This is a genomic window from Psychrobacter sp. APC 3281 (genome assembly GCF_030407815.1).
Lineage (GTDB): Bacteria > Pseudomonadota > Gammaproteobacteria > Pseudomonadales > Moraxellaceae > Psychrobacter.
Genome location: NZ_JASDCS010000001.1, coordinates 445,509 through 466,971, shown reverse-complemented (window position 1 = coordinate 466,971; position 21,463 = coordinate 445,509). Strand labels below are relative to the sequence as shown.

General features: G+C 40.6%; 12 protein-coding genes and 1 tRNA gene. 2 read left to right on the top strand and 11 right to left on the bottom strand.

Translation table 11 applies throughout. The features are described from left to right. Nucleotides 1–26 precede the first annotated feature (26 nt). The 10 genes from QL886_RS01850 to QL886_RS01805 all read right to left on the bottom strand — a co-directional run bounded on the left by QL886_RS01850 (nt 27) and on the right by QL886_RS01805 (nt 17,721). Nucleotides 27–698, bottom strand: coding sequence for a hypothetical protein (locus QL886_RS01850; RefSeq protein ID WP_290177437.1), 672 nt, complete (start codon nt 696–698; stop codon nt 27–29). Continuing rightward, nucleotides 688–6,924 carry a hypothetical protein gene (locus QL886_RS01845; RefSeq protein ID WP_290177436.1) on the bottom strand — a complete coding sequence of 2,079 codons (6,237 nt, stop codon included), beginning with the start codon at nt 6,922–6,924 and terminating at the stop codon, nt 688–690. The genes QL886_RS01850 and QL886_RS01845 overlap by 11 nt, the downstream gene beginning before the upstream one ends. 31 nt (nt 6,925–6,955) lie before the next feature. After that, entirely contained in the window at nt 6,956–8,227 is a 1,272-nt protein-coding gene (locus QL886_RS01840) for a tyrosine-type recombinase/integrase (RefSeq protein WP_290177435.1), read from the bottom strand. 170 nt (nt 8,228–8,397) lie between these two features. Next, nucleotides 8,398–8,474 (bottom strand) — tRNA-Ile (locus QL886_RS01835). 81 nt (nt 8,475–8,555) lie between these two features. Further along, nucleotides 8,556–9,368 carry a pteridine reductase gene (locus QL886_RS01830; RefSeq protein ID WP_290177434.1) on the bottom strand — a complete coding sequence of 271 codons (813 nt, stop codon included), beginning with the start codon at nt 9,366–9,368 and terminating at the stop codon, nt 8,556–8,558. Between the two features lie 37 nt (nt 9,369–9,405). After that, nucleotides 9,406–10,587: a tRNA nucleotidyltransferase gene (locus QL886_RS01825; RefSeq protein ID WP_290177433.1), complete on the bottom strand. Its 1,182-nt coding sequence runs from the start codon at nt 10,585–10,587 to the stop codon at nt 9,406–9,408. Nucleotides 10,588–10,865: 278 nt separating this feature from the next. After that, on the bottom strand, nt 10,866–13,184 hold the full coding sequence (locus QL886_RS01820; RefSeq protein ID WP_290177432.1) for an NADP-dependent malic enzyme: 2,319 nt from the start codon (nt 13,182–13,184) through the stop codon (nt 10,866–10,868). A gap of 356 nt (nt 13,185–13,540) precedes the next feature. Then, complete coding sequence (locus QL886_RS01815; RefSeq protein ID WP_290177431.1) at nt 13,541–15,007, bottom strand: protein adenylyltransferase SelO family protein; 1,467 nt, start codon at nt 15,005–15,007, stop codon at nt 13,541–13,543. A 335-nt stretch (nt 15,008–15,342) separates the two neighbouring features. After that, nucleotides 15,343–16,521, bottom strand: coding sequence for a fatty acid desaturase (locus QL886_RS01810; RefSeq protein WP_290177470.1), 1,179 nt, complete (start codon nt 16,519–16,521; stop codon nt 15,343–15,345). A gap of 471 nt (nt 16,522–16,992) precedes the next feature. Next, nucleotides 16,993–17,721: a glycerophosphodiester phosphodiesterase gene (locus QL886_RS01805; RefSeq protein WP_290177430.1), complete on the bottom strand. Its 729-nt coding sequence runs from the start codon at nt 17,719–17,721 to the stop codon at nt 16,993–16,995. 330 nt (nt 17,722–18,051) lie between these two features. Here QL886_RS01805 and QL886_RS01800 point away from each other — a divergent pair, with 330 nt between their 5' ends. Beyond that, nucleotides 18,052–18,990, top strand: a complete 939-nt coding sequence (locus QL886_RS01800; protein WP_290177429.1) for a hypothetical protein — start codon at nt 18,052–18,054, stop codon at nt 18,988–18,990. Nucleotides 18,991–19,123: 133 nt separating this feature from the next. On the opposite strand, the gene QL886_RS01795 is transcribed toward QL886_RS01800, so the two are convergent. Further along, nucleotides 19,124–19,720: a cob(I)yrinic acid a,c-diamide adenosyltransferase gene (locus tag QL886_RS01795; protein WP_057760540.1), complete on the bottom strand. Its 597-nt coding sequence runs from the start codon at nt 19,718–19,720 to the stop codon at nt 19,124–19,126. Nucleotides 19,721–19,951: 231 nt separating this feature from the next. Here QL886_RS01795 and cysS point away from each other — a divergent pair, with 231 nt between their 5' ends. Beyond that, a complete protein-coding gene (gene cysS, locus QL886_RS01790; protein WP_290177469.1) occupies nt 19,952–21,412 on the top strand; it encodes a cysteine--tRNA ligase in 1,461 nt (486 codons plus the stop codon). Nucleotides 21,413–21,463: the final 51 nt, after the last annotated feature.

Genomic DNA, 21,463 nt, shown 5'->3' with positions numbered 1-21,463 from the left:
TTAGGGGCTGTCCTAGATAAGCAAAATTATTTAGGTTTATTATGTGAATCAACATCTAAGCTATCTAGCTCAGACCTATATTCTTCAATTACAGACTCCGCTGTATCGATAAAGACAGTTAAGTTTTGAATGCGTTCTTCTATATTTTCAATTTTATCTGTCTCTACTGTCTCATCACCATAAAACCTACTTAAAAAGGATTCTGGAGAGTTAAAAGCTTCAATAGACTCAATGAGTTTCACAATATCACTATTTTTATCAGCAATATCGTTAAGGTGTTTTAAGACACAATGTGACATGACTACTTTTGACGATTTGTCAATAGCTAACAGTCTTTCTTGCCATCCTGCTTCGCTAACTTCAAGTGTGTCTTTACTATCATAGGGATTAAAAAACGAGCTAATGGGTATAAAGGACTGAGGGCTTATCTTCTCTAACGTATCAATAAGGGCTTGGTTTTTCTTAAATAAACTATCTTCATCTGCTAAGCAATATCTTAAGCGCCAAAACTCTAAAATTATTTCTTTAATTTCAAGTTGAATGGTTTTTGTCTCGTTGGGATTATTACATTCTTTTTCTTTATCAAAAAGTTCAGCTAAATAGTGAAGCATCCATCTTTCTAAAGTATTGGTAGAGCTTTCAAGCCCATATTCTTTTATAAGGGTCTTGCCTAACTGCTTCAGTGAGTTAATATCCATATAGTTCGCTTTCCTTAGTGATTAAATATGCTTTTTTACTATTAGGAATATACCCAAACTCCTTGTAATAATCCTCCTCCTTTCCATGTCTTGAATGAAGTCGATGTTCACCTGAAAATGATACTATTAAGTTCATATTTAAAGCTTTGAGCATACTGATGAGAAAATGCTTAGAAACGAGCATTTTAGTACCACGGGAGTACTCTTGATTACGAGAGCGCAAACGCCCCCAATAAGACGTTCTAATAACTTCACTACCATTTTTATCAAACCAAGTCTTACCAAGTGAGTCACAGCTTATGTTCATAAGTTCAATAACACTGTCAGTAGGTTTTAGACTTCTATACTCAATAGATGCTGACCAAGGGTCTTTCTCGAAAATGGTATTATCGAACCATTCAGATTCTGTTATAAATGATGTTAAATTAAAGACACCGTTGCCAATGTTAAAGTCATCGCCTTGTTTTGGTAAACAATAATCGCTAGGGTCTGTGTAAGACTGCAACGAACGTAATAAAGCAAAAGATGTCTTAGGATTTACTAAGCTTGAACGCATGTTAAAACTTTTTTCTTTTCTATCAAGTACTTCTGTCCAACTACCCCATATGGGCAACCAATCGTTATCAAAATTGAAATGTTCATCAAAGTCGCTTGATGACATACTGTACTCCCAACTTGGACTATTCTGCTCTATACCAATATGCCACTCGGTTGTTCGTTTAGGTGTAGGGTCTCTATAGTTCGATAGCCAAACGCCATTCAGCAATGTAAAATCATACTTCGATAGCCAATAAGAAAATGTATACCAGTCTTGTTGAACTAAGGGCCTTTTATTTAGCAATATATCTGCCGCAATCATCAGTGAATGATAGTTTTTATAAAATTCTAAATCTTCTACTTCTGGTGCTGAGCCACGACTATGATTTGTTGCTTGCCACTCATATATTGAAGATGAGTGTCTATGATCTGTTAATTTATTCGGATTATTAAACAAGCTATCTTTGACAAGTGATACTTCATAGTAGGCATATTTGGCATGTAAACCAAAATATTCGCCAAGAGGCTCAATCCAATAAGGTCCAAAATCAATACCAAATGAATCTACTTCAGACTTATCGATATTCTGATATTCATCTAAATTAACAGCTTCTTTTTCTATAACCTCAAAATTTGAAGTTCCAATTGACTCGTAAGCTTTTACTTCAGTCAGTGTTAGACTAATAATATCTTGCTCATGTAGGTTCAGAAGAATTTTAGCAGAATACAAACGGATTAAAATGTGAGGTTTATCTGGATTTATATTAGACTTGAAGAAGTCAATATAAGGTGCTATTGCGCTGGCGTGTCCATTAGAAACCTTTAAAAAAGCTATGAGCAACCATTGAAGGGCAGTATAACTGTAATAACTGAAACGGTTGTCTATAAAAGCTTTATTAGCTTGAGTGTCTATTTGGTTTACTAAAGCATCTAATACGGGTTTTTGTTGGAGCTCTCCCAGTACTTTGACAGCATGAGCATTAAGCCAACGTGTATAAAGAAATGGTGAGGCTAGCCCTGAAACAAGATAACCTGCATAGGCTTCCTCAATAGTATCTGGAGGTATCAAGTGAGCAAGCCACTCACCGTCAGATATATCATCAGATAAATCTTGTTCCAACAAGGTTAAACCATATTCTAATACGTCTTTTGAGTCTCCAGGATCGATGATTTTACTAATCATGCTTACCATGTTAAATAGTTGGTCACTATCTAGAAGTTCCGCACTTTCTGAACGCCCTAATAATACCTGTCCAAGTAACTCACTCTCTGGGAGATTAGATATTAAACTCATTACAGTAATTAACTTTAAGTCACCATAGCGAAGACTGATAAATAGTTCTAATGCATGCCTGCGACAATATACTTTGAATTGTTCGCTAAAACATTCTCTTACGGCTTCACGTCTTTTCCATTTATCAGGTATTGTTTTCAAAATAAAGTTTAATCTATATATTCCTATTTTTGGATCATTTAAGGTCAACTCTATATAATCGTAAACGTAGGCATTGGACAGCCTATTGTGAAGCTCGCTATAGTATCTATCATCTAATGAACTATATTCTTTAATACTTAGGTATCTATCTTGAGCTGATTGATAATCGTATTGGCTATCTAGTTGATCATCGATAAAAACGCTGTCCCAATCTATACTCTCGACTGTAGAGCTACAATCATAGCTGGAGTCTTTTGATTTCAATTCATCAGGCTCATAGGTATCTAAAAACCGTTGTATTTCATCTATTTGTAGTGAGTAATTATCGTATAGCTTTTTAAGTATAGTTATATTGTTTTCAGATGGATTAGGTATAACTTGATATTGATAGACTATAAGAATCACAGCTTTTTGGATTTCATTATCTAAACTATTAAATTGAATACTATCTAATATTTCTTTTAAATAAGAACCTGTTTCTAGGCAAAGCAAGGAAAGAAGTGCTAATGGTGAGATAAGCTTATGTTCTAAAAGCTTTTCTCCTATTGTACTGATTACTAATTCATCTTCTCCAAAACGTCTATCACGCCATCTACTTGCAATAGCTAAAGCTGAATTTGGATGGATATCAACGAGTGCTTTAACGGTTGCATCCCAGTTAAAATGGTCTTCGTATATATATTTATATGTGAGCTCAGAACATCTAGCGAATCTGTAGGCTAGTTCAGGTTGTTCACTATACATTAACCCATTGGTATTAGAAGCATGATAAATTAAAGCTTCCCATCGAGAAAAGTTTTCATCGCCAATCTTACTACTGACTTCTATAGCTTTATTAAAATATGACTCAGCCTGCTTGGTATCTAACGGTAGTATTGCTCTCGCAACTTCTACAATATCGTCCAGTATCTCATTTGCATTTACTTGAGCTTTAATTGCTCTCTCGAAGTTTTGTTGGCTCAAATCGTAAGCGAGTTCTTCAAGTTCAGAATGTTGACAGCATATTTTTGTAAACTCATTTAGGGTTCTAGGAAGTAATGTAATTTTCCTAATACTTAAATAATCAAATAACTCCTGTACTAACTGTTTTATGTTTTGACTATTAGTAATGATAATTTTAAACCATGCCCATACAATGTCTTCTGCCATACTACGATTAAAGCGATATTCATCTGCCTTAGGGAGATAGGAGTCATTTAAAACCATACTAATCGACTCTTCAATACCTGAAATGGTTGACGTAGATAACAGGCTATCAGCTAACAATTTATACCAAGGAATTAATTTTTCAATATTATTGGTAATTTCATTCAGTTCAGATGAACTGTTAGATTCTTCGATTTTTTCTTTAGTGTCTTCGTCAATAATGTCTTCTATTGTTAATTCGCTAGCTTGCCACTTAGCTAATAATGCATAAGCAAGCATATATATTGATTTTTCATAGTGACCACAAGTATCTTCAAGTTCATAAGGGAGTCTAGTTGGCATATAACGAGATAATACATCTGAGGCAGTTATGTTATTACAGACTCCAGACCTATAACAGGCAAGTAGATAGTTCGTTATGGTATTCAAACTTATAGTTTTAATACCATCTTCCAATTTAATTAAAACACCGTTGCGACTTATAATCTTGAAAGATCTTGATAAATACTGCTTAGGAATGCCATAGTTTTGTTTTACGGCTTCGTTCACTATACCTAATGTGAAATAAATGTTATTGCTGGCATGTTCTAACATAGACTTTAAATCTGATAGTCTATTATGTTCTAGAAATTCTTGAGCTACGTAAGTTGCCACAATATAGGTTAAAGACTTTGGCTTCCATCTATTTAGCCAAGCTAAGCTTTTTTCAGGACCATGTATATTAAAATGAGCAATAAATAGTCTTGAAATATCTTTTTCGTCAAATCCTCTCTGATATCTTTCATCTACGGGTTGTTTAAGCCAACTATGAAGCCAGTCTTCAGCTACTCTAAGTTTACTTCTAGCCTCACTTAATAAATTTGGCTTATATGAGAGCAGCTGTGCTTCGCAAGCAAATTTCGCACCTTCCCATTTATCCTCTAAAGTAAAAATATTATTCGCTATTAATTCTTGTAACTGGTTATCATCAAAAAAAACTGCGGCTAAGTCCAAATTATCTGCTATTAAAACATTCTGTCTGGTTTGAGCGGCACTTTCACCTCCAGCCATTAATGACAGTTTAGCAACATCAACTAATCTATTAAGCTTAATGCCTGCTTTGATTGCAAATTGAAGCCGTTGTACTTCAATTTGTCTTCTCTCTAGTGAGGAGGTCTCAGGGAGGAGTTTAGAGTTTAAGACAGCATCAAAAAGATCTTCATATTCTTCAGCCTCAAGCATTAGCTGTGGTAAAACTGAGGCGACATAATGTGAGTCGCTAACCAAAGGTTTGAGTGTAGTGATATAAGCTCTAAGTTGTAGACTGTCTTTAGGGTGATAATTGTCTCTAAACCAAGTTTCTGTTGGTTCATCAATAAATTGGATATAGTCATCCAGTAACCGAATAGGATGTCCGCCAATATCTGCGATAAAGCTTCTGATTTGTTCCTCAGGGACCTGTGATATTTTTGCGAGTACCTCGACAGGTAGTAAAGGTCTAAGAATCGCAATTGACTCACATAGCTTGTCTATTTTGGTGCTCTCACTAAAGTTATTCTCTTTAATATTATTGATAGCTGCTTCTAATAAATCACTTATAGTATCTTCGATGCTTTTAGGGTTTGTACCGAAAAAGCGTAGAGTTTCCGTTAAACTTTGACCTTTAGCCAAAGCGATGTTTTGAATACGTGGATTTTGAGATGTTAACCTGTGGAATTCTGATACATCTTCAGGCAACACTTGATCATAGTATTTTTCTAAATGCTGCTTAGTCTCTTCAAGAGTAAAGGGATTTAAATTAAGAATTCTAACTGCTGAAGGTGCATCAAGTAAGGTTAATCTGTAGGGTCTACAGAAACTAATTAACTTAACATTATCAGGAAAAGACTCTTTGATTAAGTCTTTAATGAAAGACCTTGCTTCCCCAAACTCTTCAGCTGCCATTTGGGCGTTATCGGCAGCATCAACGACAATTGAAATTATTGCATTAGAATTAACATGTTTAATCTTTTGTGACGCTTGATCAACCCGTGATAAGAATGCTTTGATATAGTCAGAGTTTGTAGCAGAAGAAGTTGGAATTAAAGGGTAACATAGCCCTCGCGCAGCTAGTTCATTAGCTATTTGAACCAAAGCTGTCCTGTGAGTATGTCTTAAAGTTGAGGTGTTTCTATAAGATCCATCCCCAAAACAATCGTAAACAATAGAGATTGAATCTTCAGGTAGGTATTCATGAATGTGAGAAGCAAAGATAGTTTTGCCAACACCACCTTCTGCTTGAATTATAAAAACATTGAAATTATCATCAATAATCTGGCTAGTAAGTTGTTGCTCTTGCTTACGTTGAATAGGGTTCTCAACTATCTTAATTAGATTTTTCACTGGAAATAGAGCGTCTTCATTCGTATTAAGCGCTCTTAAAACGTCGATTTTATTAATAGAGCTGCTATTTTGACTTTCGCTTAACGCCTTTCTCGTGATTAGCTCTTTTAAACTAATAGGGGAGTGTGCGTCAGAACCAGCGAGATAAGTTGCGGTTTCTGAGGTAAGAATATTACGTTGTTCCCAGTAATCGTCAGCAGTGATATCAAAAGTTATTAATTTACAAAAGTCAGAGAGGTTGTGACCGTTTAAGCCTGTATATAGCTCAAGCTTTCTCTGATTAGTCAGATTAGTAGAGTGCCCTAAAGCTACTTGTTTGATACTCTCATGAAAGCCTTCATTGATAGATCTGTTCGATACGAATATAAACTTGAGCTTAGCTTGGGCTGATTCTTTACCAATAACCTCAATAAGAGCTTTGTAGCGGTCGCTGAAACCTTTTATCGTATTTCTTAGTTTACTTGGGTCAAAAGGAGTTTCCTTACTTTTCGTCGTATGCTTTAGCTGATAATATTTTATGCTATCAGCTGTCGCAAAACTTTCTCCGCCATAATATTCAGCGACGTCAACCACATATTCTCCATCAGAAACATGCTGGTCACCTAGCTCAACAGAAGAGACTCCTTCTATCGTTATTAGCTTTAATTTGGAATCGGACTGTAGCAGTAATAAAGCTCTTCTTGATGCCCATAAATAGTGAAACTGGTCACCATCACGGCTTGTTCTGACTAAATCAGTTGACGACATTTTAAAGAACTCTTTTTGGGATTTTAGTAGGTTAGTAATATTTGCTGATTATTTCAGCTTGTGTCAAGCCAGCATGCTTACAATAAAAAGCTTCTATTGAGTTTAAAGCGTCTCTTAGTTGCCGCTGTGACACTTGGATATATTGTAGGGTAACATCATCGGTTGATTTAGCTTCACGGTGATTGAGCAAGCGTTTAAGGACTGGATAGCTGATGCTTGAGTTATTAGCTACCGTTCCAAAAGTGCGGCGCAAATCATGTGGTGTAATATACAAGTTTGTTTGATTACTTATGGCCTTATAACTACGGCTTAAATCTTTTATATGGTCATCGCTAGCTTTCAAGTTGCTCGGGAATACCCATTGCTTGCCTGAACTCAATCTCCACCTTTCCTTAAGTATAGCCTGTAGAATATCACTAGTAGGCATATGATAGTTAGAGCCATTTTTTGTAGCTTTGAATACTATCCTGCCAGCTATAAGGTCGACGTCAGACCACTTTAAGGGCTGCGCTTCATTTAAACGCACACCAGTGAACATAAAAAGTAGCATGATATCTCGTGCATTATTGCTATGGGGCGCTTGCAGGTGTGAGCTTCTATCAACATAATTTAAAAGTGTTTTGAGATACATACCTAAATATTCTTCTTCAACATGTTTAGTACGCGGCTTAATTATATTCCAATCTTTCTTGGCGTTAAGTATGCGTACTGGTTGCTCTTTAATTAAAAAGTCTTCGTTATCATCTAAAAAGCTATCACGACAATAATTCCAAACTGACCTTAGAGCTCTCATAGTTGCGTTAGCCTGAGCTTTACTATGCTTGCTTATCTCTTTATGCTTATCACTTATCATTGACTTAGATATATCATTTAAAGATATATCTAGCCAATCATCTAGCTTGTTTAGTATTTGACCATCATAAGTGTCAATAGTGCCTTTAGCTAAGCTAGTCTTTGCTGATTTAAAGTAGGTATATGCATCTCTCAGTGTTGGTACATTATTGGTCTTATCTTTCGGCTCTTCCAAGACCTCATGAAGCCCGTCATAAACATGCAGACCTTTTTTTATATTAGCCATCATTATGCTGGCTTTTTCACGTGCTTCGGTTAGCGTAATCAAGTGCGTTTCTTCCACTTCATCTCTATATAGCTTTCCGTTAATACGCTTATGTAATGTATAACGTTTGGATTGTTTGCCCACACGTAGCGCAAAACCAGTTAACACATCGTCCATATAGATTTCAGTACCTTTAGCGGTATAGTCTACTGAATCTATAAATTTTTTGGTAAGTTTAACCTTCATATATCACCCATGCAGCAGTATATAACCATAGTGTTAGTAGTATCATACTTTAATTACTATAAGGGTCAAAGTATCAAGATAGTATCAAAAAACCAACTAAGTCCATGCGTTCGCATAAATTTTAGACAATAAAAAACCCTTACAAGTCAATGACTGTAAGGGTTTGAATATGGTGGGCCCAGTAGGACTTGAACCTACGACCAAAGGATTATGAGTCCTCTGCTCTAACCAACTGAGCTATGGGCCCTAACGTTAGACGCACAATGATACCTGATTTCTCTAATTTTTCAAGTAAAAGATAAGCACAATTATAACTATTTACTAAATTTTAATACTTACCACCTGCTAGGGTGAGACCGCGTCCACCATCAACGTCGATAATCTGTCCGGTGACATAGCTGGCTTGTATTAAATATAGTACGCTGTGAGCAATGTCTTCAGGTTTACCGATTCGCTGTAGAGGTATGGAGTCAACGATACTATGCTGCAGCGTAGGCTCAAGCGCTTGATCGCTATCAGTCTCAGGCAAAATGTTGACTCCAGGAGCAACCCCATTGACCCGCACTTCTGGCGCCATCTCTAACGCTAGCGACTGTACCATCATTCGATGCGCAGCCTTCGCCATATTGTAAACGGTATAGTTGTTAAATGGTCTATCATGCGCGTGTATGTCCAATAAACTGATAATACAGCCTTGTTGTTGCTTAAGATAAGGTAGTAGGGCTTGGCTTAGTAATAAAGGGGCTTTGGCATTGGTCAAAAGCAACTCATCCCACTGTGCATGATTGATACTACCAAGTGGGCTAGGATAAAACCGCGAGGCATTATGCACCAGTACATCAAGCTGTCCAAACGCCTCTATAATACTTCCAACAAAGCTGTCTAAAGCCATACCATCATTAACTATCGTTAAATCAGCAACGATAACTTTTGCACTATTAGCACGGATGTCGTTCAGATGGTCAGCTAAATCATTAGCGTCTTGTTCACTACGGTGACAATGAATGATGACGCGGTAACCTTGCCTATGAGCCGCTTTAACAATAGCCGCCCCAATACGCCTAGCACTACCTGTGACCAGCATCACTGGCGCTTGGTTATTCATATTTTCTGCTTGGTAGGCATTAGCTTCTTGATTCATAGCAATACTACTTTTTTCTCTAAGGTGCTTGTCTATATCATTCTTGCGCTTGCAAGTGTTCAATCCTGCTTTGGCGTAAGGCCGCACCAATAGCGGGGCCTTTAAGGTCTGGCGCAATGTCGGTCATACCGATGGTGTGAAAGCTATTTAGTGCTAGCATCATTTGGCGATGCTGTGTTGCTAGCTGTAACACATGACTGCACACTAGCAGTTGAGAGAGCTTGTCAGGCTCCTTATGCGCACCGCAGGCTTGGATTAGATCGATTTTTTCAGCCGCATTTAGACTGTTTATTGTGCTTAGTTTTTCAGCTTGCTGAGCGAATAAAATTGCGAACTGAGTATGTGCTTTGGGGACTTTGGCTTTATTGCCGATAGCGTTAATATTTTTTATAGCGGTTGATACGTTAGAGGTAGACTCAGAGTTTTCGCTATTAAATAATGATGAAGACAGGCTAGTCATTAATAGCGCCCAACGCTGTGATAAATTTAAATGCATCTGTCCTGCGAAATATAATGCTGTCTGCGCTGTTTCTCTTATTTGGACATTGTCCCAAGCATGATGCAAAGGCGCGAAATACTCTGTGAGTGCACCAATTTCAAACAGTTTTTGCCAATAGACTTGCGGTGATAGTTGCATAGTCGCACGGCTTGATTCTTGCCAGATACGCTCGGCGCTCAAGTGAGCCAGCTCTCCTGTATCAACCAATTGACGCATCAGCGTTAAAGTGTCATCCGCGATGGTAAAGCCCAAATCGTAGTAACGGCTATAGAAGCGTACTGTTCGAAGTACACGTAATGGGTCTTCATTAAAAGCACTGGACACATGACGCAATGTCTTACTTTTTAAGTCTTGTAGTCCGCCATAGTAGTCGATGACTTGTCCGTTAATCGGGGTATCATCGGTTAAGCTGGTAACTTCGATTGCCATCGCGTTGATGGTTAAATCACGACGGCGCAAATCATCCTCTAGACTGACATCGGGACTGGCATGTACGCTAAAACCTTTGTAGCCTGAGCCTTGCTTGCGCTCTGTACGTGCCAACGCATACTCTTCATGACTGGTCGGATGCAAAAACACAGGGAAGTCAGCGCCCACTTGTTGAAACCCTGCATCAATCATCTCTGCCACAGTAGCGCCAACGACGACAAAGTCCTTGTCCTTGATAGGACGCTTAAGCAGTCGATCGCGTACAGCACCGCCCACAAGGTAAATTTGCATAAAAGCCTCTTCTTATTATTGAGCTTTATATCACTAGCCCAATTTTTATGAATCAAAAAAACAGCCAATGCTCTATAAGTCGCATTGACTGGTTTTAGTATATCAGAAGGGCTCTGTCAATGGATGACAGAGCCCTTCTTAATATAGTCAATCCTCTATAAATTGAGTATGGTGCCAGCCTCGCTCAGTCTACTATTTGTAGTACTTTCACTCAGCTTCCTTGTATCCAAATTATATTGAACTGACTATAATGCATTCATAATGGGTATGATATATGATTATTTTTCGTTTTCTAGGTCTTGCGCTTCAGTAACGGTCAGTGCAGTCATGTTGACGATACCACGTGCTGTCGCTGATGGCGTCAAAATGTGTACCGGCTTATTAGTACCTAATAGGATAGGGCCAATAGAAGCACTGCCAGTCGCTGTTTTAAGCAGGTTGAAAGCGATGTTTGAGGCATCAAGGGTTGGCAAGATAAGCAAGTTCGCTGCACCTTTCAATGGGCTTGATGGCATATCGTTTAGACGAATATTTTCGTTAAGCGCGGCATCACCTTGCATTTCGCCTTCAAACTCAAAGTCGACATTCATATTTGTTAATAGTTCATGAACCTTGCGCATTTTGACAGCGCTGGCACGATCTGAAGCACCAAAGTTAGAATGAGACACTAGCGCGACGCGTGGCGTAATACCAAAGCGACGTAGCTGATCCGTTGCCAAGACAGTCATTTCAGCCAATTGCTCAGCTGTTGGGTCTTCATGGACATAAGTATCAGCGATAAAGATATTACGATCTTGCATGAGTACCGCATTCATCGCATAGAAGTCGTTCATACCTTGTTTTTTGCCAATGACGCTTTCAACGTATTTTAGATGCAATTGGTAATGGCCAAATGTACCACATACCATGCCATCTGCTGCACCATTTTCAACCAGCAAAGAACCAATCAAAGTCGTCTTACGGCGAACATCACGACGAGCAAGCTCAATGCTTACACCGCGGCGTTTGTTCTTCTCGTAGTAGCCCTGCCAGTAGTCTTTGTAGCGAGGATCGTCATCAACGTTGACGATGGTAATGTTCTCGCCAGCTTTTAGACGTAGGCCTAGCTTTTTGATATTGGCTTCGATAACTGAAGGGCGACCAACCAAGATAGGTTGTGCTAACTTCTCATCAACGACGACTTGCACAGCAAGTAAGATATTGTTGTCTTCACCTTCACAGTACACGATACGTTTTGGATCGGCTTTAGCACGAGCAAAGATTGGCTTCATGACAAACGCTGAGTTATAAACAAACTCAGACAGACGCTGACGATAGGCTTGCATGTCATCGATCGGTAACGTGGCAACGCCTGAATCCATCGCTGCTTTGGCAACAGCAGATGCGATTTCAATGATTAGATTTGGCTCTAGAGGGCCTGGGATTAAGTAGTCACGACCAAAGCTCTGCATCTTTTCGATGTTTCTAGCGCTGGTAGTTGGAGTGGCTTCAACGTGTGCCATCGCAGCGATTGCTTTTACGCAGGCGACTTTCATCTCTTCGTTAACGGTGGTCGCACCAACATCCAATGCACCACGGAAGATGTATGGGAAGCATAGCGCGTTGTTTACTTGGTTTGGATAGTCTGAACGACCAGTTGCCATGATGACGTCTGGACGTACGGCATGTGCCAATTCTGGCATGATTTCAGGTGTTGGGTTGGCAAGTGCAAAGACGATAGGGTCTTTTGCCATACGGCGAACCATGTCTTCAGACAATGTACCAGGCATAGATAAGCCTAAGAACATATCGACATCGTCCATGACTTCTTCGATAGAAGTAGCCGTAACATCACGAGCATAGCGTTGTTTGGTTTCGTCAAGGTTTTCACGGCTAGTGGTGATGATACCGCGTGAATCTGAAACAATGATGTTGTTCTTATTAACACCAAGTGCGCAAATGATATCTAGGCAAGAAATGGCTGCTGCGCCTGCGCCTGAACAAACAATTTTAATATCTTCAATCTTTTTGCCAGTAATCAACAAAGCATTTAGCATGGCTGCGGCAACGATGATTGACGTCCCATGTTGATCATCATGGAACACAGGAATGTTCATGCGCTCACGTAGTACGCGCTCGATTTTGAAACATTCTGGTGCTTTGATGTCTTCTAGGTTGATACCACCAAAGGTAGGCTCAAGCGAGGCAACCGCTTCAATGAACTTATCTGGATCGTTTTGAGCAATTTCAATATCAAAAACGTCGATACCTGCGAACTTCTTAAATAGAACGCCTTTACCTTCCATAACTGGCTTCGATGCCAATGGACCGATATTACCCAGACCAAGTACAGCAGTACCGTTAGTGATAACACCAACTAGGTTATTACGTGCCGTGTATTTAGACGCAAGTTTTGGATCTCTTTGGATCTCAAGACAAGGTACAGCAACGCCTGGAGAGTAAGCGAGTGCTAAATCACGTTGGTTGGCTAGCTGCTTAGTAGGGGTTACCGAAATTTTACCTGGGCGTGGAAACTCATGGTAATGTAAGGCAGCTTGTTCAAACTGTTCTTTTTCTGTACTGAGGTTATCCGTATTCGAAGTGGTATCGTCATTCATAATAATTGCCATGGTTGGAATAAATTGGAATAAATTAAATGGTGATAAAAAACAACGTCTAACCCTCCAAAAGTCATTGAATGATAATAATTGAAAGGTACAAAGACGTTAAACGACTCACGACCATCAGAATCATGGTCGACGATCAAAGATCAGGTCAAAAAAGCAAACTAGCTAAAATATTCATTCTAGCATTATTGCCAATTCACTGCCTAGTCAACAACAGTGAATTGTGCGAATAATATAATAAAATGATATTCGTTATTTATCTCGTTGATAATGCCAAGAAATGCGTCTAAATATCAACCTTAATTTCAAAATATTACAGAATTGAAAGGTGCTAGGACGAGCAACTACTAAGACGAGCAACTAATGGGCATCTGCGGTGTATCAGGCGCAGGCGCATTACTATCTAGATCATTAGCGATATCTTGCACGCTATAAGGATTGGCTAATAAACGAAACACTCGATCAACCTCTTCAAACTGACCTTGCTCTGCGGCAGTAATTGCACGCTGCGCCATGCTATTACGAAGAACATAAACAGGATTGTTGGTTGTCATGTCGTTAACTGCCTGCTCAAGTAGCAGCTGCTCGATCTGTGCCAGATAACGTGCTGACCAGTCTTGCCATACTTGCTGCGCATCACCGCTTAATTCAGTGGTCATGGTATCCAGTAGCTTTTGCTCATAAGGATGATCTGCTGGTGCGACCAAACCGAGTAGTGCGCGGAAGCTATTGGTGTAGTCGAGCAAGTTGTCTTCTAATAGCGTCAACCATTCAAAGGCCAAGCTGAGACTTTCTCTTTGATGCGGTAGGCCAAGCTTACGGCACAGACCTTGCTGATAGTGCTGCATAAAGGTTGCTTCGTAAGGCGCTAGGCAATCAGCAAGCGTCTCACGAGTAACGCCTTCTAGGCGCATAAAGTGTGGCAGCCAAACGTTTAGATTCCAATGCCCAATAGCAGGCTGATTCTGATAAGCGTAACGACCCGTATGGTCAGAATGATTATTAATCCATGCAGGATTGAAGCGCTCCATAAAGCCAAACGGCCCGAAGTCCAAAGTACTGCCCGTGATAGATAAGTTATCTGTATTCATCACACCATGAGCAAAGCCAATCAATTGCCAATCAGCAATCATACGGGCCGTACGCTCGACCACTGCGGTCAAAAAAGCTAAGACAGGCGCTTCGCTATCACGGCACTCTGGATAATAAGTGTCAATCATATAGTCGGTGAACTCACCCAGTACATCAGGGGCGAAGCTGGCAATCCACTCGACATGACCGAGACGAATATGACTATCAGCCACACGCATCAACGCTGCACCTGCTTCGATACGCTCACGGCGCACTCTCGTATCAGATACCACAAACCCCAATGCGTTAGATGAGGGGATGCCAAGCTGGGTCAATGCATGACCGCACAGGTATTCGCGAATAGTACTACGTAAGACTGCTCGTCCATCACCCATGCGTGAGTAGGGCGTCAAGCCAGCGCCTTTGAGGTGCAAGTCTTGTGGCTGTCCATCATTATCGAGTACCTGTGCCATGAGCAAACCGCGTCCGTCGCCCAATTGCCCAGCCCACTGTCCAAACTGGTGACCAGCATAGGCCATCGATAATGGTTTAAAGTTAGCTGGCACGTATTGACCGCCCAATATCTCAACCCAATTGGTCATCAGGTCCTCGTCGTTTGCCCAACCTAACTGCTGTGCAACTTGAGTGTTGAAGTGACCGACACGAGGATTGTCTAGTGGCGTCGGTGGCTGCTCATGATAAAGGCGCGTGTCTAGGTTGACGTAAGTGTTTTGATAACGCATACAGGCCGTTTCCATTAAAATATAAAAGTGAGAATGTCACTATAGCATAGCTCTCATATGGCATCGTTGCACTCTGTCCGTCTCTTGTAATATCTGGACAAAAAATAAATTTTTCGGTCTTTAATTAACTGAATATGATGGATGAGATGGTTATTGTTTTTGGATTAGAGAAAGCAATGGTTCAGCCAATGTATTTTATTATTTATTATGATAATAAAATCATTAGAAGTAGCTGTAATGACATAATCGATAAAGTATAAGCAAAAAAATCCCCCTATCTAGGACGGATAGGGGGATGGAGAAGCTTCAAAATTATAAAACTAATCAGAGATTAATTAAGCCGCTTTTTCGTTCGCGCCAATAGAGCGGAAAGCAGTTTTTAGATTGCTGTTATGCTCAAGGATTTTCTGTTCAATTTTCGCATAATCATGCTTTAGCTTATCATCAACTTCACGTAAGCGATCAGCACATTCTATTTTTTTCATTTCAATAGTTTGAGCTTTCAGTGATTGCCATTCTTCGACAGTTTGTTTAAATGCATCGTATTCAAACTTAATGCGGTCTTGGAAGCTCTTCATCGCATGAGGAAGATCAAGCCCAGTGCTTGTGGCTGTATCGATCTGCTGTTGTGCTGCTTTGAACTGCATTTGCACTTCGGCATGCTTAATAGTCGTATCATCAACAGTACGCAAATCCGTCGTTAAACCGATTTTTGATAAACCAGCAATCAACCATTTTGTTGGATCATATTGCCACCATTTCACGCCATTACGATAATCATACTGGAAGAAATGATGATAGTTATGATAACCCTCACCCCACGTAAATATCGCTAAAATAAAGTTATCACGAGCACTATTAGTATCCGTATAAGGACGTGTACCAAACATATGACATAGCGAATTGATGAAGAAGGTGAAGTGATGAGTTAATACCAAGCGCAGCAAACCAGCGATCAGTAAAGTACCCCAAACATCACCAATGAGCCAACCAATAGCAGCAACCATACCAACATTCATGGCAACTACCCACAAACCATAATATTTATGCTGAATCTGTAAGACTCTGTCTTTGGTCAAATCAGGAATGTTTTTATAATCAAATTTACCGCTAGGGTAGTTGCGTAGCATCCAACCAATATGGCTGAACCAAAAACCACGCTGTGCTGAATATGGATCGTCCAAACGATCATCTACATGACGATGGTGAGTACGATGTCCAGAAACCCAATCAAACGCTGAGCCTTGTACGGCTAAGGTTGAACCTAACAATAAAAAGTTTTTGACAATAGGGTGCGCTTTGTAAGCACGGTGCGATAGCAGACGATGGTAACCCGCCGTGATACTGATACCTGTCCATACCATAAAGGCACCAAACACACCCCAAACAGGAGCGCTAACTTCATGAGTCCATAGATACCATGGCGTAATCACAGCAGCAGCAATTGGCGTCGCTACTAAAATAGCCGCTGGAATCCAGTTAATTGGTGCTTTGGTAAATTCAAACTCACGCATATCAATGCTTTGCTCTTGCGCAGAAAGATCCGCTTGCTCAGAAGCTTTCGCATAATTGCGTTTTGCAACAGGCTGCTCATCAAGCGCCATTTGCGCTTTTTTCTCATCGAAACGAGTTTTAAAACGCGTTACTTGAGTGCTGGCGGTCTTTACAAGCGTATCACCAGATTTGATAGCGAAACGTAAGCCTTTAAGCGGTAAGCCAAGTGCTTTTTTTGCAATCATATAATATCCCTAACGGTATTAATTTAAGCCACCATAGTACCTTAAAAAGCGTGTAAAGTGAACACTTATACACTATAAAAATATTGCTAAATAACAATAACTTGTATGGATTATAGAATGTATTGATCAAAAATACGAGTGACTTATCAGACATGAAGGAGAAGTGTAACAAGAAGGGTAGATATGTAGGAAAGAATGCGTTTCTCGAAAAAATGATTAAATATCAAAAAAGTACGGATAACTCGGTCAAGGCAACAGCAAATGACTTGGAAAATCCGTAATGATGACATCAGTCTCCCATTTGATGAGCTGCTCAATGGTGGGAATATCATTAACCGTCCAAGCACTTACGGGCAATCCATAACGGTGGCTATGCTTGATGACGGCTTGGGTCAAAAGCGGATAATGAATGCCCAGTTGAATACAGCCGAGTTGCAATGCGGTATTGGTCGCGCTTGCCAACGCTTCTGGCGTACGAATAAGCAAGCCGCGAGGCATATGAGATAATAGTTTGTGACGTTGTAAACGGTTGTGTAACTCGACATCGAAGCTCGTCAATACAACTGGTAAGCTGGCAAGAGGTGTATCAATAAATGCCTGCCGAAGCGCTGCAATCAATACTGCATAGTTGGTACGGCTATGCGTCTTAATTTCCAGCTCAATAACGTTAAATCCACTAAGTGCAGGCGCTATGCTCGCCAATGTGATAATAGGTTGGCCAAACTGCAATTGGCACTGAATCTCAGTCAGTTTTAACTGATCAATACGTGATTGCCGACCGCACATACGCTCTAAATCATCGTCATGGAATACAATTAAGTGACCGTCAGCGTTTAGTTGTATATCAAATTCTACGCCTGCTAAGCCTCTTGACTTAAGATTTTGAGAGTATTGAAAGCCTGAAAAGGTATTTTCTAACGCCTCACCGCGTGCGCCTCGATGACCTAGTAATAATGTATCTCTAAAATTTATCATATGCACCAATTATCGATGATTTTATGCCCAATCATATAGCGTCATATCAATGACGTCTAACAAAAACTGTGATGCAATCCGTAGTTTTATAAATATGACTTCTTAGGGACTAAACTTGACAATGTTTGTTATGTTTTTGCAACCAAACGCAGGTTTTTCCCATAATAAGGGGCACTATTTGTATATCCATGGGCTACACTAATGACCATTTGATTTAAACACCGTATAATAATGTGGTTTTCATATCTGTAGCAGCTAGCGTTGCGATTTGAATGTTGAACACTGTCAGTCAGTGGCGGTACGAACCTGTAAATTGGGAGTAGAGTTAGTATGAGCGTAGCAAATATAAGTTTGAGCAAGTGGCATAAAGTTGCTGGGATTGGATTGGTATGTGGTTTGGCGCTTGCAGGCTGTGATCGCTCAGATAAAGAAGACACTACTGAGCAGGCAGAGCTAACAGAACAAGAGACGGTCGATGCTGAAAATAGCGTTGCGCCTGCGATCAGTTGTGATGATCCTATGGTGCAAGATCGCCTTAAGTCAGCTCTGAAAAATACGCTCAATCAACAAGCACAGTCATTGGCTGCCAATTATGCAAATGATGCTGAAATCAGTTTAGCAAACGGTGTGGTTAGCGAAAAAACCAATGGCGTTGTCATTGACGTTCAAAACGCTGCCATCTTGCAACAAGCCAATGAAAACGGTATGACCACTTGCCAAGCAAGTGTCAGCATGACGATACCAAGTGAAGACTTGTATCAAGCCAGTCAGGTACAAGCGGCCAATAATCAGCCAAGTCTACAATCGCGTTTAGCGCAAGACAATATCCGTATCAATAACAATATGCTCGTTGATGACGCGTTTACTTACATCGTCGGTACTCAAGGCGGTCAAGTGCGTACGCGTATTGCAGGTCAGCCTGCTTTGATTACTGTCGTTGCAGATGTGATGGCAGGTTCTGTATTTAAAACTGCAATGGATGAGCAACGTGCCCAACGTGCTGCTGAGCGCCGTGCAACACAGAACAACGATACGGCTCAAACAGCGCCAATCCGTCAGCCAAGAACCGTAACGCCAGTTGAGCCAATTCGTCCAACTGAACCTACGCCGCCGCCAACCATCAATAAACCTGCTGAAAGTCAGAACAGTTCGACTGCAAACACTCAAGCAGATGCTGCCGAGCCTAGTAAGCCCGCCACGCCAAAAGCCGTACCTAAAGATGAAACCATCGATATGGTGATCATTGAAGACAACAGCGCGACTTATTAATTGGTCATTGTAATAAGAGATAGCGATATCCAGTAGAGCGAATTGCTATCGCTGAATAATAAAAACCCCGCAACAATTATGTCGCGGGGTTTTTTTGGGTTTAAGCTCTTTATTGTTAAATACTTAGTTTGTATTATTGACTGTCAGTGAACGTTTTCAATGCTTGACTGTCCCACAACACCTCAGAGACTTTTTCTGGATCTGTACAAAAGCGTGCAGCGACAAACAGCCAATCGGATAAGCGATTGATAAAGCTGACAGCAGTACTTCGAATCGCTTGTGGGCGCTGCTGCTGCAATATCACAGCTTGACGTTCAGCACGGCGACATACACTACGGGCCACGTGTAATTGACTGACCAATATAGAACCTGTCGGCAGAATAAAGTCTTTTAGCGGTGGCAATGTGGCATTCATCATATCGATTTGCTGCTCTAACCATTCAATATGAGTAGCATTAACCCCTTCATACTCTGGCATAGCAAGCTCGCCGCCTATATTGAATAACAGGTGCTGAATGATGACCAAGGCTTCAGAGAACTCTTTCTCTATAGATTGCCCTTTATTGTGCTTTAGTTGCGCACGTACCAAGCCGATATGCGAGTTGAGCTCGTCGATGTCACCCATGACGCTAAATAGATCGTCCGCTTTACTAAGGCGGCTGCCATCAGCCATACCAGTGCTGCCATCATCTCCAGTACGTGTGTATATTTTGCTTAAGCGATTGCCCATCTTTACATCCTTAACGGTTTTTATGATTGAATAGCGTTAGTTGCACGCTCATTGTAGTATTTTACGCCTGTTTTCGCTAAGATAATGGGTTACGTTTTATATCACGACATTTTTGGTCTGAATTTTTTATTTTCTTGATTTATAGTTACAGTCGTTGGTATGGCTTATTCATACACGGCGGCTGAGATTTCCCATTTCTCTATTTTATTTACGTTACAAGGCTTTTTTACTATGAGCACACCACTTGCAGATGCGATGTCCCAACTTGCCATTTACGATTCATTGACTGGCAGCAAGCGTCAGTTTGTACCACTAAAAGCAGGGCAGGTTGGTATGTATGTATGCGGCATGACCGTTTATGACTATTGTCATATTGGTCATGCGCGAGTGATGGTCGGTTTTGATATGGCCGTTCGTTGGTTGGCACGTTTGGGTTACGACGTGAATTACGTACGTAATATCACTGATATCGATGATAAAATCATTGCTCGTGCCGCTGAAAACGGTGAAGATATTGGTACATTGACGCAGCGTTTCATTGAAGCGATGCATGAAGACGCGACAGCCCTTGGTTGTGAGATGCCAAATGCTGAGCCACGTGCGACCGATCATATCGATGACATGCAGGATATGATTGAGACGTTAGTCACTGGCAACTATGCGTATGTAGGCGACAACGGTGATGTCTACTATGCTGTTGATAGCTTTGACGGTTATGGTAAATTATCTAAGCGTAATCTGGACGATATGCAAGCAGGTTCGCGAGTCGAAGTTGAAAGCGATAAACGTAATCCATTTGACTTTGTACTATGGAAAGCGGCAAAACCTGACGAGCCGCAGTGGGCATCACCATGGGGTCAAGGGCGTCCAGGCTGGCATATTGAATGCTCAGCGATGTCGACTAAGTGCCTAGGTAATACCTTTGATATTCATGGCGGTGGTCATGACTTACAGTTCCCGCATCATGAGAACGAAATTGCGCAGTCTGAGGCGGCAACTGGTTGTGAGTATGCACGCAACTGGATGCATGTTGGTTTTATCAATGTCGATGGTGAAAAAATGTCTAAATCACTGGGCAACTTTTTTACCATTCGTGATGTCATGGCAAAGTACTTACCCGAAACGGTGCGTTTTTTCTTATTATCGAGCCATTACCGCAGCCAAGTTAACTTCTCTGATAGTGCCTTAGATGAAGCGCATAATAGCCTAAGTAGGTTGTACAATGCACTAAAATTGGCTGAGCAGCAAAAAGGACAGTCAATCGTAATCAATGAAGATTTGGTGGCTGAAGCTTATAATAGCGCGGTTGGACAAGACTTCATCAAGGCGATGAATGACGACTTTAATAGCTCGACCGCCATCAGCGTCTTATTCGGATTGGCTCGTGATATCAATAAAGCCATTAAAGCGGAAGACGTCGATACCGCATGGCAATTAGCCCAGCAACTAAAAGCATTGGCTCAGGTATTAAATATTTTACAGCAGCCAGTGCAGCAGTTTTTGCAAGCAGTGATTGGTGATCAGGCAGAAGATGGTCTAACGGATGCGGTTATTGATAATTTAATCATCGAACGTGCAGAGTCTAAAGCCAACAAAAACTTTGCCCGTGCTGATGAGATACGTGAGCAACTAAAAGAGGCGGGTATTGAGCTCGAAGATAGCCGTGCTGGCACCACATGGCGCCGCGCTTAAAACAACTCTTGCCGTTTATAGGGTAAATAGCTACAAATCTCGTAATAAATT

Excerpts from the sequence above, each read along its gene's own strand:
- QL886_RS01810 (WP_290177470.1), bottom strand. The coding sequence starts at position 16,521 with ATGCGTGAGTTTGAATTTACCAAAGCACCAATTAACTGGATTCCAGCG.
- QL886_RS01795 (WP_057760540.1), bottom strand. The coding sequence starts at position 19,720 with ATGGGCAATCGCTTAAGCAAAATATACACACGTACTGGAGATGATGGC.
- QL886_RS01845 (WP_290177436.1), bottom strand. The coding sequence starts at position 6,924 with ATGTCGTCAACTGATTTAGTCAGAACAAGCCGTGATGGTGACCAGTTT.
- QL886_RS01800 (WP_290177429.1), top strand. The coding sequence starts at position 18,052 with ATGAGCGTAGCAAATATAAGTTTGAGCAAGTGGCATAAAGTTGCTGGG.
- QL886_RS01820 (WP_290177432.1), bottom strand. The coding sequence starts at position 13,184 with ATGAATGACGATACCACTTCGAATACGGATAACCTCAGTACAGAAAAA.
- QL886_RS01805 (WP_290177430.1), bottom strand. The coding sequence starts at position 17,721 with ATGATAAATTTTAGAGATACATTATTACTAGGTCATCGAGGCGCACGC.
- QL886_RS01815 (WP_290177431.1), bottom strand. The coding sequence starts at position 15,007 with ATGCGTTATCAAAACACTTACGTCAACCTAGACACGCGCCTTTATCAT.
- QL886_RS01830 (WP_290177434.1), bottom strand. The coding sequence starts at position 9,368 with ATGAATCAAGAAGCTAATGCCTACCAAGCAGAAAATATGAATAACCAA.
- QL886_RS01840 (WP_290177435.1), bottom strand. The coding sequence starts at position 8,227 with ATGAAGGTTAAACTTACCAAAAAATTTATAGATTCAGTAGACTATACC.
- cysS (WP_290177469.1), top strand. The coding sequence starts at position 19,952 with ATGAGCACACCACTTGCAGATGCGATGTCCCAACTTGCCATTTACGAT.
- QL886_RS01850 (WP_290177437.1), bottom strand. The coding sequence starts at position 698 with ATGGATATTAACTCACTGAAGCAGTTAGGCAAGACCCTTATAAAAGAA.
- QL886_RS01825 (WP_290177433.1), bottom strand. The coding sequence starts at position 10,587 with ATGCAAATTTACCTTGTGGGCGGTGCTGTACGCGATCGACTGCTTAAG.